The 17,438-nt window shown below is 30.8% G+C and carries 17 protein-coding genes and 1 pseudogene; 15 read left to right on the top strand and 3 right to left on the bottom strand.

The features are described from left to right. Positions 1–80: 80 nt before the first annotated feature. Positions 81–533, bottom strand: coding sequence for a helix-turn-helix domain-containing protein (locus J2Z44_RS14860; RefSeq protein ID WP_209649756.1), 453 nt, complete (start codon positions 531–533; stop codon positions 81–83). A 349-nt stretch (positions 534–882) separates the two neighbouring features. On the opposite strand from J2Z44_RS14860, the gene J2Z44_RS14855 reads away from it, so the two are divergent. The 12 genes and pseudogenes from J2Z44_RS14855 (at position 883) to J2Z44_RS14800 (ending at position 12,351) form a co-directional block, all read left to right on the top strand. Next, positions 883–1,434: a hypothetical protein gene (locus J2Z44_RS14855; protein WP_021281776.1), complete on the top strand. Its 552-nt coding sequence runs from the start codon at positions 883–885 to the stop codon at positions 1,432–1,434. A 226-nt stretch (positions 1,435–1,660) separates the two neighbouring features. Beyond that, positions 1,661–2,071 (top strand): sigma factor-like helix-turn-helix DNA-binding protein, encoded by a 411-nt coding sequence (locus J2Z44_RS14850; protein ID WP_021284198.1) that lies wholly within the window; start codon positions 1,661–1,663, stop codon positions 2,069–2,071. A 563-nt stretch (positions 2,072–2,634) separates the two neighbouring features. Beyond that, entirely contained in the window at positions 2,635–2,775 is a 141-nt protein-coding gene (locus J2Z44_RS14845) for an SHOCT domain-containing protein (protein ID WP_021284199.1), read from the top strand. Between the two features lie 71 nt (positions 2,776–2,846). Next, positions 2,847–3,695, top strand: a pseudogene (locus tag J2Z44_RS14840) (recombinase family protein); the annotation flags it as partial. 908 nt (positions 3,696–4,603) lie between these two features. Beyond that, the gene (locus J2Z44_RS14835; protein WP_021284201.1) at positions 4,604–5,419 is read left to right on the top strand and encodes a recombinase zinc ribbon domain-containing protein; all 816 of its coding nucleotides are present in this window, start codon (positions 4,604–4,606) and stop codon (positions 5,417–5,419) included. Positions 5,420–5,798: 379 nt separating this feature from the next. Continuing rightward, a complete protein-coding gene (locus J2Z44_RS14830) occupies positions 5,799–6,365 on the top strand; it encodes a TetR/AcrR family transcriptional regulator (protein ID WP_021284202.1) in 567 nt (188 codons plus the stop codon). 75 nt (positions 6,366–6,440) lie between these two features. After that, positions 6,441–6,584 carry a hypothetical protein gene (locus tag J2Z44_RS14825; RefSeq protein WP_021284203.1) on the top strand — a complete coding sequence of 48 codons (144 nt, stop codon included), beginning with the start codon at positions 6,441–6,443 and terminating at the stop codon, positions 6,582–6,584. 270 nt (positions 6,585–6,854) lie between these two features. Continuing rightward, on the top strand, positions 6,855–7,223 hold the full coding sequence (locus J2Z44_RS14820; RefSeq protein ID WP_021284205.1) for an HsmA family protein: 369 nt from the start codon (positions 6,855–6,857) through the stop codon (positions 7,221–7,223). A gap of 383 nt (positions 7,224–7,606) precedes the next feature. Then, positions 7,607–8,677 carry an endonuclease/exonuclease/phosphatase family protein gene (locus tag J2Z44_RS14815; RefSeq protein WP_209649754.1) on the top strand — a complete coding sequence of 357 codons (1,071 nt, stop codon included), beginning with the start codon at positions 7,607–7,609 and terminating at the stop codon, positions 8,675–8,677. Between the two features lie 81 nt (positions 8,678–8,758). Continuing rightward, complete coding sequence (locus tag J2Z44_RS14810) at positions 8,759–9,535, top strand: GNAT family N-acetyltransferase (protein WP_021284207.1); 777 nt, start codon at positions 8,759–8,761, stop codon at positions 9,533–9,535. Positions 9,536–9,936: 401 nt separating this feature from the next. Next, a complete protein-coding gene (locus J2Z44_RS14805; protein WP_021284208.1) occupies positions 9,937–10,713 on the top strand; it encodes a serine hydrolase in 777 nt (258 codons plus the stop codon). 258 nt (positions 10,714–10,971) lie between these two features. After that, positions 10,972–12,351, top strand: coding sequence for an MATE family efflux transporter (locus J2Z44_RS14800; RefSeq protein WP_209649752.1), 1,380 nt, complete (start codon positions 10,972–10,974; stop codon positions 12,349–12,351). Positions 12,352–12,493: 142 nt separating this feature from the next. On the opposite strand, the gene J2Z44_RS14795 is transcribed toward J2Z44_RS14800, so the two are convergent. Together J2Z44_RS14795 and J2Z44_RS14790 are read right to left on the bottom strand one after the other, a co-directional pair. Next, positions 12,494–13,066 carry a DUF2238 domain-containing protein gene (locus J2Z44_RS14795; RefSeq protein WP_021284211.1) on the bottom strand — a complete coding sequence of 191 codons (573 nt, stop codon included), beginning with the start codon at positions 13,064–13,066 and terminating at the stop codon, positions 12,494–12,496. Between the two features lie 152 nt (positions 13,067–13,218). Continuing rightward, the gene (locus J2Z44_RS14790; RefSeq protein WP_021284212.1) at positions 13,219–13,479 is read right to left on the bottom strand and encodes a thioredoxin domain-containing protein; all 261 of its coding nucleotides are present in this window, start codon (positions 13,477–13,479) and stop codon (positions 13,219–13,221) included. Positions 13,480–13,858: 379 nt separating this feature from the next. Between J2Z44_RS14790 and J2Z44_RS14785 the strand changes: the two genes are divergently transcribed. From J2Z44_RS14785 to J2Z44_RS14775, 3 genes are all read left to right on the top strand, one after another. After that, positions 13,859–14,997, top strand: a protein-coding gene (locus J2Z44_RS14785) for an IS3 family transposase (protein ID WP_242833429.1) whose coding sequence is annotated in 2 segments (ribosomal slippage) — positions 13,859–14,105 and positions 14,105–14,997 — 1,140 coding nt in all. Because the reading frame shifts where the segments join, the coding sequence is not laid out codon by codon here. 268 nt (positions 14,998–15,265) lie between these two features. Beyond that, positions 15,266–16,450, top strand: coding sequence for a M20 metallopeptidase family protein (locus J2Z44_RS14780; RefSeq protein WP_021284215.1), 1,185 nt, complete (start codon positions 15,266–15,268; stop codon positions 16,448–16,450). Positions 16,451–16,479: 29 nt separating this feature from the next. Then, entirely contained in the window at positions 16,480–17,433 is a 954-nt protein-coding gene (locus tag J2Z44_RS14775; protein ID WP_021284216.1) for an RluA family pseudouridine synthase, read from the top strand. The last annotated feature ends 5 nt before the right edge of the window (positions 17,434–17,438 follow it).

The raw sequence follows: 17,438 nt of genomic DNA, 5'->3' as shown, positions 1-17,438 counted from the left end.
AATGAGCTTCACATCTTTGATGTGGAGCTTGTTTTTTTAGGGTACGGTATGTGTTCCATCGCTTACCACATATCTCTCCTTTATGGAGTATTAGATATTTCAGTTTCAGAGTTTGAGTTTTTTTTACCATATTTCTTTCTAGCCTTATTTTTAGAATCAAAATATAATTGTGTTATTGATTGAAAAAAAGCATCTTTATCTTCTTCAGATAATTCTCCACCTGCTAATACAGCAGCAGTTCTTTCTATTAACATTTCAGCTTCATTTTTACCTTTATAGCCGAATTTATTTTTTGTAGAAGAGATAAAAAGAGTTTCTTTAGATGTAGTATCATCGGTATCAGATATTAAGTAATCAACTGTTACATTAAATATATCGGCTAATTCCTTAATTACTTTTTGTCCTTTTGGAAATCTAGTATTGTTTTCATAATTACATATAGATTTTTGAGAAACACCAAGTTTAGCGGCTAAATCATCTTGAGATAAACCAGCTTTTTTACGAAGGTGTTTTATTTTATTACCAAAATTCATTTTCCTTTCCTCCATATGGGTAAGTTGCTATTGTTATAAGAACGAATGTTCTGAAAACTTATTGACAGCATTTCAGTTCTAATTTATACTTTGAATTAGAACGAAAGTTCATAATATAATTTTATATTAGAACAATTTTACTGTCAATATATATTAAGAAAGCGGATATCCGTTGTAGACATATTTTAACAAAAACACAGTCAGTCTGTTAAAGTCACCCTTGATTGTCCAATTATAAACATAAATTAAATATATATCCAAGAAGTTTCTTTTTGCAAAAGCGATATTCTAAGAATAATTAAGATATTAAGAGAAAATTAAAGAATATAGAGGAAGGAGCATCAGAGTTATGGCTTTAGAAACAATTAAACATTGTAAAACTGACATAGTAAATAATGAAATACTAATGGAAAGGAAAGTCAGCCCCAATATATATCACAATACAAAATTATTGTTACAACTTTATAGTAAGGTACTGTGGCGAATTAATAATTCTATTCAAGAAATTGGTGATGAATATTATGAAACATCAGGTAGAAGATTAGATGAATTATTATATAGTTTGGTAGAGGTAGATCCTTATATTTCACAAGCTAGGTTAGAAAGTAGACTTCAATCTATAGAAGATAGTAAAAGTATAATAGAAATAATTGATAAAACGTTATTGATGCTAAAGTCTTACCCTGATAATGGAGAACGGTATTATACATTGATATATAAAATTTATATTACACCTTGTAGGCATTCAGAGAATGAAGTAATAGAATATTTATGTTGCTCAAGAGCTACATATTACAGGGAAAAGAAAAAGGCTATTAATTTATTGGGGACAATACTATGGGGATATTTGTTTCCTAATATGGTACAAGCTTTAAAAACTATAGATATGACACAAGATTGAGACTAAATAGATACAGCTTTGGTACTGACACTATACTTTGATACTGTTAAGATATATACAATAGGATATTGCGGAGTTAAAAAAGTCCTTAAATGCAGAGTTATATTGCATTTAAGGGCTTTTTTATACCCAAAATTCCTAAATAAAATATAAAACTGACCCAGAAGGAGTCGCACGATTTTCGTGCGGCTCCTTTTTGCGTTCAGGCAGAAAGGAGCAATTAAAAATGTCAAAAGAAGAAAAACAACAAAATTATGAGGAATTTATGGAAGTTCTCCAAGAGGAGGACAAAAGAGAAGAAAACAATGAGAGGAGGTATTACAGACATAATCTTTCTCTTGAATACTTGCAAAAGTATGATGTACCAATTGAATTTGAATATGCAAAAGATGCGTTAGGAATTGAAAAAGAAGTTAATGAGCTATTGGATTTTACTGATTTTATTAGTGATTCAAACCTATATAAAGCTTTAAAGAAATTAAATGAATCAGATTTTAAGGTTATAGAGCTTAGATATAGATATGGGTTTTCCTTAAATGAAATAGCAGTAAAGCTTCAACTTAAAAATGATGCTGTTAGACAAAAGCATATAAGGGCTTTGGCAAAGTTAAAATCAATGCTTGAAAAAAATTTATAAAAACTTTTTTAAATTTGTCACATTTAATCTTCTCCCAAGGCTATACAGTGAGGGCGTTTTTTTATAAATGCTTTTACAAGTTCTTTGATAGTTGAATATTCAATACTTTAGGTACGTTACTGTGCAGCAGTTAAAGCTGGAAGCAACAAGAGGAAAACGCCAAGACACTTATAAATAAAATTTCAAAATTTTATTTAATAAAGAAATTTGTTTATTAAGGATAGCGATAAATTTTGCTCGAAACAGATTTGATAAATCTGATTGCCATGATCTGCACAGGAAAATAATGATACTTCCACTTAGTCCTAGGTATCCCATGGAGAGTGGCTTCCACATTGTGGGAGAGGTTAAAGTCCTATGATACTTGCTAATCACAAGTAGCTTAAAGTATTCCCAGCATTGGGGAGGTGTGACAAATACAATGCTTATTAAATAAGGAGCTATAGGTGAGGTTAATGCCTTGCCTTTAGCCCATTTATTGATAACAGACCAAAGGATTAAAGGTCTGTTTTTAATCTTTTGGTTTGGTATTAAAAATTTTTGTAGCAGGGGAGATGGTTTTAATGGATAACAATATGAAATATAGTATTCAGTTAGCTATGTTAAATCAATTGCTTGGGCTTAAACTTATTACAGATAAAGAATATAACACTATTAAAATAGAGTTGATGAAAAAATATAATATTATGATTATTAATGCTTGATTCAATGTGTGTTCGGATATATAATTAAAGCTAACAAGTTATAGGAATACACTTTGTAAGGAGCGATTTTGATGGCAGATGTTAAAGTAATAAAAGCAAGTCAAGGTAGAATTGATAGACGTAATGCAAAAGTGATAGATAGATTAAGAGTTGCAGCTTACTGTAGAGTAAGTACTGATTCGGAAGAGCAATTAACTAGCTACAATTCTCAAGTAGAGCATTATAGAAATATGGTTGAAGCTAATCCACAGTGGAGTCTTGTTGATATTTATGCGGATGAAGGGATAAGTGGTACACAAACAGATAAAAGAGTAGAATTTCAAAGAATGATAAATGATGCAATAGACGGGAAAGTTGATTTAATCATAACTAAATCAATTTCAAGATTTGCTAGAAATACTTTGGATACTTTAAAATATGTAAGGTTATTGAAAGAACATAATGTGGCAATTCTATTTGAAAAAGAAAATATCAATACCTTAACAATGAATGGAGAAATGTTATTAACTATTCTAAGTTCACTAGCTCAACAAGAAAGTGAATCTATTTCAGCCAATGTAAAAATGGGATTAAAAATGAAAATGAAGCGTGGAGAAATGATAGGTTTTAATGGCTGCTTAGGATATGATTATGACACAGTGAATAAAGTAATAACAGTTAATGAAGAAGAAGCAAAGATAGTTAGATATATTTTTAAAAGATACATTGAAGGTGCAGGGTGTTTTGTTATTGCAAAAGAACTTACACAGTTAAAATATAAAACTAAAAAAGGGAACACTAATTGGAATGATGGTTCAGTTAGAAGAATTATAAATAATGAAAAATACAAAGGAGATTTATTATTAGGGAAGACCTTTACTGTTGACCCAATATCCAAAAGAAGACTTGATAATATGGGTGAAGAAGAGAAGTATTATATAAGTGCGACACGTTGCAATATGAAAAGTATTGCCTAAACAGATAAAACTGTTTAAGAACTGATAACTTGAAAAGTCAAATGAAAGGGTAACGCCTTGAAGGGCTTCTCTAATACTCCGAATAGCGAAGCTAGCAGTAAGAACGGCTTTGTTATAAGCTCGGTGAAGTCGGCTGAGGTTATCTCCTAACAGGTTAAGCTGAGGAACTGCGAACTAGAGGTAGTCGAGGATAATATAGGCCGGGAGTCCATAAAGTATCTATGGTAAGAATGGTTCATGAGAACTGACGAAATTCCGAATGTACGGGTCTAAAAATTGATAGAATAGAAATATTTTACCTACCAAAGTTGTAGGGCATGTGAGGGTGAGTAAAAATCTATGTTATGAAAATCCTTATACTGTTAAAGGCAGTAAAAAGCATGCAGGCTCATAGGAATTACCTAAGGATACATGCACGGATAAAGTTATTGGAACGTGGTAAGCTGATAACATGGAGGACTTACTTCTGTTGAAGTGGTAGCAAGGAAAAACGTAATGTTATAACTTGCTTTTATATCAGTGAAAGTAGTGGCACAGTACCGTTGAAACTCTAATAATAAGGAGTGGAGGGATAGCCACAAGTCAATGAAATTAGAAATATTTTGAATGTGCAATACATCCAGGTTCGATTAAGACTAAAAAGGCTAGGGACATTTAAAACAAGGCCAACTGGGTGGGATGTTATCTTGGGAATGATTTGCCTCGTTTCGTAACATTTTATGTTGTAACTGAAGTAGAGTAAAGTTTTATTGATGGAACGCCGTATGAGGTGAAAGTCTCACGTACGGTGTGGAGGAGGGGAAAAGAAGGAGATAATATCAAGTTCTTACCTATTCCTATACTCTAATCATGAACCTATAATATCAGAAGAAATGTTTAATGAAGCTCAAAAGATACTTGAAAAACGTAGTGTAAATAGTAACAATAAAGGAAGAGGAGAAAAGTATAGCAGAAAATTTGCTTTTAGTAGTAAAATAGAATGTGGATTTTGTGGAGGCACAGCTAGTAGACGTAGATGGCACAGTAATACAACTCATGAAAAAACTATTTGGCATTGTTGTGTATCTACTAAGAAAGGTAAAAAGTATTGTCCAGACAGTAAAGGAATAGATGAAAAGATTATTGAAAATGCCTTTCTTGAAGCCTTTAATATGTTTTGTCTACAAAATAAAGATATAGTTACAGAGTTCATGGAAACTGTAGAAAATACTCTTAATAACACTAATACAGCTAAAGAATTAAAAAGAGTTGAAAGAGAAATTACTTCTTATGAAAATAAGTTAAAAAAGCTAGTGGATATGAGAATTGATGAAATAATTGATAAAGCTACTTACGAAATTAAATTCACAGAGCTTTCTACAGCATTAGAAAAGCTTAAGGTTGAAAAAACTGACTTAGATGCTTCTAATGAAAATAATATTGATATTAAAAAAAGAATAAACAGTTTTAGAAAAGTATTTGATAGTAATAAACCAATTAAAGAATTTGATAGAGTAGTTTTTGAAAGTGCAGTTAATAAAATTATATTAGGTGGAACTGATGAAGAAGGCAACATAGATCCATATATGATAACTTTTATATTTAATTCTGGTATGAGTCATTCATTAAAAGGTAAAGATGTGTTAGAATTAGATGTAGATAAAAATGACAAAGGAGTGTGTTCCTATAGCGAACTCCACACACGTTGAGACAGTGGTTAGGCTAGAGAAGAAATAGGCTGATATCAAAGGGTTTCAATGTTTTTAAGTAAATATTGAAGTGTGTTTTATGTTCCCTCAAACTAATGGTTTGGGGGAATTTTGCTTTAGGGGGTCTAACTTTTACGCAGAAATAGAGGGATTTGCGTTAAGGTATGGGTTTTGGGAAATTATAAATGTTATATGGCGAAAATGATTTCTTACTATAAGACATGATTGAAGAATTTCCCGCCTTATTGATATCGACAGTAAGTTATCTAATGATACAATCACAGAATATCTTAGAGTTAAAAAATAAAATCATCTGTTGACAATAAAGAATAGTGATGCTAATATAAAGATGAACATTGTTCATGAGGTGATTCAAAAGATGTATACTAACACTACGAACTATAGAGAAAAAATTTTATCATCTGCAAAGGATATTGCTTTTAAAGAAGGGATAACAAAGGTTGACATTCGCTCCGTTGCGAAAAACTGTGGTATAGCTTCAGGCACTGTATATAATTACTTTGCTTCAAAGGGAGATCTACTTGCTGCAATAATTGAAGAGTTTTGGGAGGATGCCTTTAAAAATATTGATTGGAAAAGCTTTGCTCATAATGATTTTTATACCAACTTGGAGAGGGTTTATAACGTTCTAAATGAATACCTAAATAAATTCAAAGAGAATTGGTTAGAAGAGCTCTCTATTTTGAAAACCCATGAAAAAAAGCTTGGGAAAGAAAAGCAAAATGCATATTTCAAGGTAATAATCAATAGGATTGTAACTATGATGGATATGGATGACACCATAAGAAATTATCCATGGAGTGATGAAATTTCGAAAGAAATTATGGCGGAGTTTATTTTTGACAATATGCTTATAAGACTACGCAAGGGTGAAAGTGACATTAATTTCTTTATTGTGATTATTAAAAAAATATTATTATACTAAAAATCATGCTTACGGTATGATTTTTAATATGAACAAAGATGAACAATGTTCATGGGAGTTATGAGGAGGCTTAATATGCGAACAATTATGGAAGTTCTATTTAATTCAATTTATCTAATTAGTGTTGTGACAATCGGACTAGTAATGATAATGAAGAGTGAAGAAAATAAGCAGTTTAAATTGTTTGGATTAATAATGGCGACACAATTAGTTGGATAGGAGCTTTGATGATTCCAAAGACTCTTGCATATGTTTGGATTGTTATTATGGGATATCAGGAATTAAGGACTAAAAAGAAAAAAATAACACAAAATTTAGTTGAATAAACCAATAAGTAAGTTATTGGGTGCTCATTAGTATCTATGGATACAAGATATTTTAGATTTTATAGAAAAAAAGCTTTTAGATATAATTTAATGAACATGCTTTATAAAATCACTTTGTATTAATAACTAAGTTTATATTTTGAAATATATGGAGGTATTTAATATGTTAATTTCTGCAATAATTACAATAACATTGGCGCTTGTATTCTACACTGTAGGTGTATGGAGTGAAAAGTTTCAAGGTGCGCTTAAAAAATGGCATTTGGCTGTGTTTTATATAGGATTGGTATTTGATACAACAGGAACAGCAATTATGAGCAAAATCGCCACAGGGGGATTCAAACTGAATTTCCACGGCATTACTGGCTTGCTTGCAATTATATTAATGCTTTTCCATGCACTCTGGGCAACAGTAGTATTATATAAGAATGATGAAAAGGCTAAAGCAAACTTCCATAAATTAAGTATTGTAGTTTGGATTATATGGCTTATCCCTTTTATTTCAGGTGCAATATTCGGCATGTCTAGATAAGAAGTTTGAAAGTAAAGTTAATGTTGATTTTTAATGATGTTTCTATGAAGTCACATATTGAGACAGTCACTATGATAGAGAAGAAATTATATTAACAAAATAAAAGAGGTTTATAATAAAAAAGAATTGCTTTTAGAGCTCATAGGTTTTACCTATGGGCTTTTTAATATAGAAGTAAATAGGGATTTAAATAGGCATATTAGTAAATAGATATAAGTTGTGAAAGCATTTATAAAGTCTCAAATTTACTCATATGATGGGATATATTGTAAAGGTATTAAAAATATTCTAAATATGTGGTTATTATATTGCCAGTATTTTATAATTAGATGTATAGGGATGAAATAAAGTTTAATAAGTTTAAGAGAAGAAGAGGGGCTACTATGGGAATATTAAAATCTAGGCTTTTTAAAATTATAGCAATAATTGTTTCGATACCTGTGGTTTTATTCGGTGTATACCTACTAATTATGATTATCACAGACTATAAACCTGATAAAGCTATAAAATTGGAAATTGATAACAATCAAAAATCTGTTATAAAAAAGGATGAGTCAATTTCTATAATTACATTTAATATAGGTTATGGTGGAATGGATAAAGATCAAGACTTTTTTATGGACGGTGGATTAGGTTCTAGGTCTAAGAGTAAGGAAAAGACTTTAGAAAATATAACTAAAATTTCTGCATTCTTAAAATCAAAGAATACTGATTTTATTATGCTTCAAGAAGTTGATAGGAAATCAACTCGAAGTTTTAAGGTAAATGAAGTTGAATTTATGAAGGATGCTTTGAAAGATTACGCTTCAAGTTTTGCGCTCAATTATAAGGTGTTTTGGGTTCCAATACCAATTTCAAAGCCACATGGAAGTGTACAAGCTGGCTTACTAACAATGTCAAAATATGGAGTTGAATCTTCAACTAGATATAGTCTTCCAGGAACTGAAGCTTTCTTAAGGCAATTAGGTGACTTAGACAGGTGTGTTCAGGAGAATAGAATCCCAGTGGAGGATGGGAAAGAACTTGTTTTAGTAAATGCCCATCTTTCTGCCTATGATAAAGGTGGAGTCATAAGAAAGCAGCAACTCCAATTTTTAAAAGAATTTGTGCAAAAGGAGTTTGAAAAAGGAAATTATGTAGTTGTTGGAGGAGATTGGAATCATAGTATGCCTGGCACGGACCCATCCATATTTAAGACCAAACAGGCATTTCCAGATTGGTTGAAGACCATTCCTGAAGATTTTGCTCCAAAGAGATATAAGTGGGTTATTGATAAAACCGTACCATCAAATAGAACTGTAGACATCCCATTTAAAAAAGATGTTAATTTTCTTAGTGTTATAGATGGATTTCTTGTTTCTCCAAATGTAGATGTCATTAGCACTAAAGGAATAAATCTAGAATTTGAAAATACGGATCATAATCCTGTTTTAACAGAATTAAAGTTGAAATAAGTATACTTCTGAGTTATCCACGGTTTAATATAGCCTATTGGACACAATTTTAAATAAAAAGGGGAATTAGGAGGATTAATAATGGTTGGGGAAAAGATAAAACAATGTGAATTTGAGTACACTAAATGCTTTTGTGAATATTACAAAGATAAGAATATCATAAGATACAGGGATTACGAACTTAAAGATATGTATTACCACAACTACACATATATAAGAGATAATATGGACAATTATGAAATGAAAAAAATTATTGAAAACGAGATATCTCTTGCTTTCAATAAAGGAGAGAAGTTTTGCAATATTCTCTTGGATTATTCAATTGATGAAACAATGTTAAAGGATTTAAAGTATAAAGGTGAAGTATCAAGGAATGGATATTATTACTTTGATATTACAAAACTCCAGGATATGAGAGCCGTGGAAGGGTGTAGCATTGAAAGGGTTCATAATATGGAAATGGTTGAGGATATTTTATATTGCGACTTACAGTTGGACGAGGCAACTTTAGGAAGAGATTTTTGCACTAGAAGATGTCATAGACGTGGTAAGGTATACATTTCAGACAAGGATGTAAATTCTTACATCTGCTATCATAATGGCGCAAGAATAGGCAACTGTGATTTGTTTATTCATGAAGGTGTTGCAAAAATTGAAGATTTTGCAGTTACACCACAACATCAGCGCAAAGGTTATGGAACTACAATTCTTAAACATTTAATTCAAATAGCAATAAATGAAGGTTGTAATATAATTTATCTAGTTACAGATGAGGATGATACTGCAAAGGATATGTATAAGAAACTAGGCTTTAATAAGGTAGGAGAAAGAACAGATTTATTCTTTAGATTAAATTAGTTGTTAAAAATGAAGGATTAATCTTTATCAGTTGTAGGGGCAAGTTTATCTTGCCTCTTTTTATTATATAGGAATTTCAACTTTTTTTGCCTAAAAAAATCACCTGGCATTCATTGAAATTACTGGATTTAAGGTTTTATGTAAAAAAATGCAAGTGGCGGCTAATTAATAAGAAAGGCCTGTGAATACACGCATTTGTTCTTGTTTGGGGAAGGAAAAGTATATATTAGGATAATAGTATATAAAATAGACTTCTCAAATTTGAAGGTAAGTCTCTTTTATTATTTTATGAATTTTTATAACTTTAACAATACATTAACAAAATTTAAAACTTAGCTTCACCATCGTGTGGTATAATTGGTAAATAGATACATAATGTATATGTTAATGGGAGGGGTTTTATGTTAAGTGATGTTATCTCAAACTGTATCAAAGATTTTAATATTAACTGTGCCATAGTAGTAAAGAATTTAAATACTGGGGAAGAAGTAAAAGTCAATGAACAAATGGCAATGCCTGCAGCAAGTATTATTAAGTTATTTGTTATGGGTGAAGTATTTAATAACATAAATAAAGGTAAAATATTTCTAGAGGATAAGATTACTGTTAAAGAAGAACAAAAGATATCCTACCAACTTTTAACACTTTTTGATGAAGATAGAGAATTTACAATTAGAGAACTTCTTAAATTAATGATTTGCCAAAGCGAAAACACAGCAACAAATATTTTGATTGATATGGTTGATATAGATAATATTAATTCCTTTATCAAATCCCTAGGTTTTAAGAACTGCGAAATTCAAAGAAAAATGTTAGACATGGAAGCTAGGATGCAGGGCAAAGAAAATTATATATCAGCCATTGAGGTTTCTAAATTCCTTGAACTTTTATATAATGGAAAAATTATAAATGAAAAGTGTAGTAAACAAATGATAGACATTATGAAGAGTCAGCTACTAGTTGCGGAGGTGCATAGATATATACCAGATAATATAGGATTAGCACTGAAAACTGGTGATGTATGGGGTTATAAACATGCAGCTGGTATATTTTACATTGATAATTGCGATTATATTTTTACCATGTTAATAAATTATAAAGATGATGAAATAAAGTTAATGGATGAGTTTATGGGTAAAATGTCAGCAGCTGTGTACAATTATTTTAAAAGTAACTAATATATAAATGAAAAGTAAATAGGTAGATGAAGACTATATTAATCTTTATGTATCTAATAAACCTTTAAAATGTTAAAAAACTATTCACTTAATTGTAAATTTATACCTTTGATTACCTTGAATTTTTAGGTTATAATCTACTAGTAAAAGTTATCGGTAACTTTAGGTAAATTATAGAACTTAAAGCAGATGGGCGGCTATATCACCCATTTGCTTTATTTTTTTGTTCAGAATTAAGTAAGGAAAAGGAGGTATAGTATGGGAAAGCTTTTTAAAGATAAAGAGTTTTTTAGGACTATTCTTACATTGGTTATTCCAATAACACTGCAAAATTTAATTAGTTCCTCATTAAATATGGTGGATAATGTGATGATAGGCAGATTAGGTGAAAATGAGATTGCAGCAGTAGGTCTTGTGAATCAGTATTTTTTCATTTTTATGCTTTGCTTATCCGGTATAAATGCTGGAGCCAGCATATTTATGTCACAGTATTGGGGACGTAAAGATAAAAAAAACATTAAGAGAGTATTAGGCTTAGATTTGGTATTAGGTACTATTACTTCAGCAATTTTTACAGTGATTGCACTATTTGCGCCAGAATATATTATGAAGATTTTTACAAAAGACGCCATAATAATTGATTTAGGAGTTCAATATTTAAGAATTATAGCAATAACTTTTATGTTAACTAATATTACTCAAGGCTTTTCAACGGCTTTAAGATGTACAGGCATTGCTAAGCCACCAATGTTTGCAAGCTTAATTGGAGTTTTGACAAATGCTTTTTTAAACTGGGTATTTATATTTGGAAAGCTTGGGTCACCAGCTATGGGAGTTGCCGGTGCAGCTTTAGCTACTAGTATTGCAAGAGTAGTTGAAACCACTATAGTTTTAATTTATGCATATAGGCCTGAAAGCGTTGCAAGAGGAAGACTTAAAGAACTTTTCAACTTTAATATGGGCTTTATTAAGAATTATTTTAAAACTTCTTATTCAGTTATTTTAAATGAACTAGTTTGGGCATTAGGAATGACTACTTACTCAGTAATTTATGCAAAGATTGGAATTAAAGAAGTAGCAAGCATGCAGATTGCCACCACCATAAACAATATGTTTATGGTATTATGTATAGGTCTTGCAGTTGCAGCAAGCATAATGGTAGGTAATAAGATTGGAGCAGGAGAGGAAGAAGTTGCTATTGATTATGCAGGAAAACTTGGTATACTTGCTCCTGTAATTGGAGTAATAATAGGGGGAGCTCTATGGATTTGTGCTCCAATAGTAACACAAGCCTTTAAAATTAGTGATGATACTATAAAGCTCACGGTTACTGTACTTCGAACCATGGCCTTCTTTGCACCTTTAAGATTTTTTAATGTACTTATGATTGTAGGTATATTTAGAGGTGGAGGTGATACCACTTATTCTATGTTAGTCCAACTTGGTACTATTTGGTGTTTTTCAATTCCTGTAGGATTCATAGGAGCAATGTACTTTAATTTATCTCTTCCTGCAGTGTACTTAATTATTTGCATGGAAGAACTAATAAAAGTAGTATTTGAAGGAGCTAGGCTTCATTCAAAGAAATGGATAAAAAGTATAATTGATGATGAAGCACAGATACAAATTAGTGCTTAGAAGTGTGTTCTCAAAATGTGTTAATAGGTAGCACCAAAATAGAAGTTGATTAATGTTGCTTTTGTAACAAAATTTTTGAAGTTTGAAAATCAAATAAAATCTAATTTAAGTAAGCTACCAGAAAATATTTTTCTGGTAGCTTTTAATAGTTTGACTTAAATTTTCTATACTTAAAGTGCAGTGCTGCGAGAAAAGCTCCAATGGTATTAGCAATCATATCTATATCTGTGTCAATTAAAGATTCCTGGGCAGGGTTTGAAGGCTTTAAAAAAAGGTCTATTGAGAACTCTAAAAATTCAAAACACTGACCTAAAGCCATACCAAGAACCACCATAAAAACAAAATCATAAATTTCAAAATCACCTTGTTTTTTAGTGATCTTAATAAAAATATAATACACAAGTAAGGTGAAAGCGTAGATACCAAATCCATGTAAAAATTTATCAAATATAACGGAATTACTATAAAGTCTCATGTAATCTCCAACTGCAGTATGCAGAATTAGAGTTACCAGTACCAGTATTCGTATATAGTTATTAATGAAAAAATTATATTTTATTTCTAAAAATGTTCCTAGTAAAACCAATGCTACAATGGCTATTACTTCATATAAATAATCTATATCATTATGTCTAGATAAGCCAAAACCAATTAGTGCTTGGATCGCGATAAAAAGTACTGTACTAGAATTAATGAATTTTGTTTTCATTGCCATTTTACTTTATCCTCCAGTTATTTTATTTCTATAATAACCAATATCTTATTTCTTATGTGAAGAATAAAGTAAAATGTAATAAAACCCAAGATAAACAAGGGTTTTATTACATTTTACTTATAGATATGGTGAATAAAATTAAATCGAAAGACTTATTTTGAGGCTTCTTCAAAAGCCTTAAGTACTATATCTTTTGTAGTACCACCTTCAAAGACTTTCTTATTTTCAACATAATAAGTAGGTACATAATAATAGTCATATTGTTTTGATACCTCTGGTTGCTTTTCTTCGTCTATGACTTCAACTTTGATATCTTTATATTTTGGATTTTCTGTCTTTACTTCTTCAATCCAATTAAGAGCCCTTTTGCAGTGAGGACACCAGTCTGTAATAAACACTTTAACACTTTTCATTATATTTCCACCTTTCTTAAATAAAATTATGTTTGGATGAATAGATTACTTTAGGTAAAGTTTATCTTATTTAACTTCAATAGCCTAATGAAACCAAGTTAGTTTCCATATATGATTTAAGATTTGATTTTAGTTCCATATAAATAGTATATACTTTAAAAGTATATTTTAAAGGTATTAATTTTATTTAATAACAAATTATGTTTTTTTAAAATCAAAAAATCTTTTGATATAATGTGTACAATTATTATGAAATAGTTAATGGAATTATGTCCAATAGCAACCTAAAAAGTGGACTACTATGGTGTTAGTATAATATTGTAGACACAGAAATCCGAACAACTTAAAATAAAGTTAAGAGGAAGGAAGTGCCTACAAAATGACAAAGAAGATAACAAGATATACTGATGACTTCAAAAATACAATAGTAGAGCTTTATAACTCTGGTAAGAGTTTAGCAGAGTTAAACCGTGAATATGGCATATCAAAATCAACTATCCAAGGATGGGTTTCAAAGGCGACGCCTGTGTCTATTGAAAAAGATAAAGTAGTTACAACCGCAGAATACCAAGCGATGATAAAAAGAATGGCAAGGCTTGAAGAGGAAAATGAAATATTAAAAAAAGCCATGGCCATATTCGCGAAGAAGTAACTACCATTTATGAGTTTATAAAGAATAATGCAAATGCTCATAGTGTTAAGCTAATGTGTAAGCTACTAAAGGTTTCAAGAAGTTCTTTCTATAAATTCCTTAATAAAAAAGAAAGTAAAAGATCTTTAGAAAATAAACAACTTAAATCAAAAATAATCAAAATTTATGAAGATAGCAAGAAACGCTATGGAGCACCTAAAATCCATAAAACTCTAAAAGCTGAAAACATACATATTAGTCTTAAAAGAGTACAGAGACTTATGAAAAGGCTCGATATTAAAGCCATTGTGTGCAAAAAGTTCAGACCGTTTCCATCAAAAGTAAAAGTTGAAGATAGAGAGAATATCTTAAAAAGGGATTTTTCTACAACATCGATAAATCAAAAGTGGGTAACTGACATTACCTATATTCATACAATAAAAGATGGCTGGTGCTATCTTGCATCAGTAATGGATCTTCATAGTAAGAAGATTATTGGATACTCTATGGATAAAAATATGGATACTGCTCTAGCAATAAATGCTGTTAGGAATGCCTATGAGGTTCAAAAACCTTCAAAACCTCCGGTTCTTCACAGCGACCTAGGAAGCCAATACACAAGCAAAGATTTTTCTAGATATGTATTAGGCTTAAAAATCATGCACTCTTTTAGTGGTAAGGGTTGCCCTTACGATAATGCATGTATAGAATCTTTTCACGCTTCGCTTAAAAAAGAAGAAGTAAATTTAGTGAAGTACTATGATTTTGATGCTGCTAGGTTAGCAATATTTGAATACATAGAATCTTGGTACAATAGGAAGAGAATTCATAGCAGTATTGGCTACATTACCCCTCAACAGTGTGAGGATTTGGCAAAAGTTGCATAAAAATGTTCGAGAAATTGTGTCTACTATATTGACTTAAGTCCACTACAAGGGTTATTTGGAATTAGAACTCTCACCTAAAAAAGTGGGAGAATTATCTCTCAAAAGTTTGGATGGAAGTGAAATATTATTTCATGACCTTTATTGTTGAATAATGTTTAAATATGGTATATAATTTAAATAATGTTTTTGGAGTATTAATAATAAGTTTTCCAAATTAAGACTATAATAGACATAGAGATGTCTATTATTTTTTTATGGGGGTATTAATATGGATTTTTTAGTTATGTCTAATAAAATTAAAGATGAACTAATTGAAATAAGAAGAGATTTTCATAGAAATCCTGAGTTAGGATTTGAATTACATAGAACCTCACAAAAGGTTAGAGAGTTTTTGGAAAGAGAAGGAATAGAGTATAGAGTTGTTGCTCAAACAGGTATTGAGGCAATTATAAGGGGTAAAAAACCTACTGTAAAAGAGAAGACAATTGCAATTAGAGCGGATATGGATGCATTGCCGCTAATGGATAAAAAGAATACCCTATATTCATCTAAGGAGTTAGGTAAGATGCATGCTTGTGGTCATGATGCACATACCACTATGGCCTTGGGAGCAGCAAAAATAATGAATTCCATTAAGAGTGAATTTAGTGGTAATATTAAAGTATTGTTTGAACCAGCAGAAGAAACTGTTGGTGGAGCAAGACCAATGATAGCTGAGGGAGTTCTTGAGAATCCTTATGTTGATGCCATAATTGGTTGCCATGTAGACGAGGGTTCACCAGTTGGTACCATAGGAATAAAGAATGATGTAGTATATGCAGCTTCAAATCCTTTTAATATAACTATTTATGGTAAAGGGGCCCATGGTGCTAGTCCTCATAAATCCATAGACCCAATAGTTATTGGAAGTAATGTGGTGGTAGCATTACAGACCTTAGTGAGCCGGGAAGTAAGTCCTACTTCGCCAGCTGTAGTGACTATAGGAACCTTTAATGGAGGAACTGCTCAAAACATAATTCCAGAAGAAGTAACAATTAGTGGAATTATAAGAACTATGAAGCTGGAAGATAGACAGTATGTTAAGGAAAGGCTAGTGGAAATAACAGAGTCAGTGGTTAAAGCTTTTAGAGGTAGTTGCAAAATAGATATTCAAGAAAGCTATCCGTGCTTATATAATGATGATAATATGTATAAATTTTTTCATAAAGTAGCAAGTAATACTATTGGAGATGAAAACATCAATTTTGTAAAGGATCCAACTATGGGAGTTGAGAGTTTTGCTTATTTTTCCCTTGAAAGACCAGCTATGTTTTATTGGCTAGGGTGTGGAAATAAAGAAAGGGGAATAATACATCCAGCTCATAGTAGCTTATTTGATATTGATGAGGACTGCATTCCTGTTGGTGTTGCACTGCATTGTGCTACTGCTTATGAATTTTTAAATAATAACTAAAGCTGCATTTCAGCTTAATGGAGGAAAAGATGAGAATAGATATAGGAATAAATGAAGCAGGTCAAAGATGTGATAAATTTGTAAGAAAGTTATTAAAGGATGTACCATTAAGTGCTATTTACAAGACTTTCAGAAAAGGTGATGTAAAAGTTAATGGGAAAAAGATTAAAGAGAAATACTCCCTTGTAGAAGGTGATGTATTAGAAATAAGGGATATAACAACAACTAGTGAAAAGAAAAGCTTTGAAAGAATTGATAATAAACTTAAAATTACCTATGAAGATGAAAATATTATAATGGTTGAAAAATGGCCAGGGGTATTAGTTCATAGTGATAAGAAAGGCGGAGATGCTACTCTTACTGATTATGTATTGTCCTATCTTTATGACAAAGGAGATTATGAACCAGAGAAGGAATTAACTTTTACTCCAGCACCATGTAATAGATTAGATAGAAATACTTCAGGAGTAGTTATTTTTGGAAAGAATTTTACTTCTTTAAAACTTCTAAATGAGATGATTAGGGAAAGAAGAATAAAGAAAAATTACATGGCATTGGTTAAAGATCGTATTAAAGACGGTATTTATGAGGGATACATACTCAAGAATGAGGAAAATAATGTATCAAAAATATATGACCATGAAGTAAATGGTTCTAAAAAAATTGCTATGGAAGTAACTAATATCCAAAGCTGTGGTACTTTTTCCTTAATTGAGATAGATTTAATCACTGGAAGAAGTCATCAGTTAAGAGCTCACTTAGCTCACCTAGGGAACCCAATAGTAGGTGACCCAAAGTATGGAGATAAAAAGGTTAATAGTTTCTTTATAAACAGGTATGGACTAGATTATCAATATTTATATGCCTTTAAGGTTACCTTTAAAGATACTCCACAAGAATTTTCGTATTTAGAAAATAAAACTGTAGCAGAGTCACTACCACCTGTATTAAAAAAGATTAAGAACGATGTTTTTAAATTTTAGTGGAG

Origin of the sequence: Clostridium punense (assembly GCF_017874425.1) — a bacterium.
In the GTDB taxonomy this organism is placed as follows: domain Bacteria; phylum Bacillota; class Clostridia; order Clostridiales; family Clostridiaceae; genus Clostridium_J; species Clostridium_J punense.
Note: the sequence above shows the minus strand (reverse complement) of the source record. Positions and strands in the feature narration are given on the sequence as shown.

Excerpts from the sequence above, each read along its gene's own strand:
- J2Z44_RS14815 (WP_209649754.1), top strand. The coding sequence starts at position 7,607 with ATGGGAATATTAAAATCTAGGCTTTTTAAAATTATAGCAATAATTGTT.
- J2Z44_RS14820 (WP_021284205.1), top strand. The coding sequence starts at position 6,855 with ATGTTAATTTCTGCAATAATTACAATAACATTGGCGCTTGTATTCTAC.
- J2Z44_RS14860 (WP_209649756.1), bottom strand. The coding sequence starts at position 533 with ATGAATTTTGGTAATAAAATAAAACACCTTCGTAAAAAAGCTGGTTTA.
- J2Z44_RS14795 (WP_021284211.1), bottom strand. The coding sequence starts at position 13,066 with ATGGCAATGAAAACAAAATTCATTAATTCTAGTACAGTACTTTTTATC.
- J2Z44_RS14800 (WP_209649752.1), top strand. The coding sequence starts at position 10,972 with ATGGGAAAGCTTTTTAAAGATAAAGAGTTTTTTAGGACTATTCTTACA.
- J2Z44_RS14850 (WP_021284198.1), top strand. The coding sequence starts at position 1,661 with ATGTCAAAAGAAGAAAAACAACAAAATTATGAGGAATTTATGGAAGTT.
- J2Z44_RS14825 (WP_021284203.1), top strand. The coding sequence starts at position 6,441 with ATGCGAACAATTATGGAAGTTCTATTTAATTCAATTTATCTAATTAGT.
- J2Z44_RS14845 (WP_021284199.1), top strand. The coding sequence starts at position 2,635 with ATGGATAACAATATGAAATATAGTATTCAGTTAGCTATGTTAAATCAA.
- J2Z44_RS14790 (WP_021284212.1), bottom strand. The coding sequence starts at position 13,479 with ATGAAAAGTGTTAAAGTGTTTATTACAGACTGGTGTCCTCACTGCAAA.
- J2Z44_RS14830 (WP_021284202.1), top strand. The coding sequence starts at position 5,799 with ATGTATACTAACACTACGAACTATAGAGAAAAAATTTTATCATCTGCA.
- J2Z44_RS14835 (WP_021284201.1), top strand. The coding sequence starts at position 4,604 with ATGTTTAATGAAGCTCAAAAGATACTTGAAAAACGTAGTGTAAATAGT.
- J2Z44_RS14780 (WP_021284215.1), top strand. The coding sequence starts at position 15,266 with ATGGATTTTTTAGTTATGTCTAATAAAATTAAAGATGAACTAATTGAA.
- J2Z44_RS14805 (WP_021284208.1), top strand. The coding sequence starts at position 9,937 with ATGTTAAGTGATGTTATCTCAAACTGTATCAAAGATTTTAATATTAAC.
- J2Z44_RS14855 (WP_021281776.1), top strand. The coding sequence starts at position 883 with ATGGCTTTAGAAACAATTAAACATTGTAAAACTGACATAGTAAATAAT.
- J2Z44_RS14775 (WP_021284216.1), top strand. The coding sequence starts at position 16,480 with ATGAGAATAGATATAGGAATAAATGAAGCAGGTCAAAGATGTGATAAA.
- J2Z44_RS14810 (WP_021284207.1), top strand. The coding sequence starts at position 8,759 with ATGGTTGGGGAAAAGATAAAACAATGTGAATTTGAGTACACTAAATGC.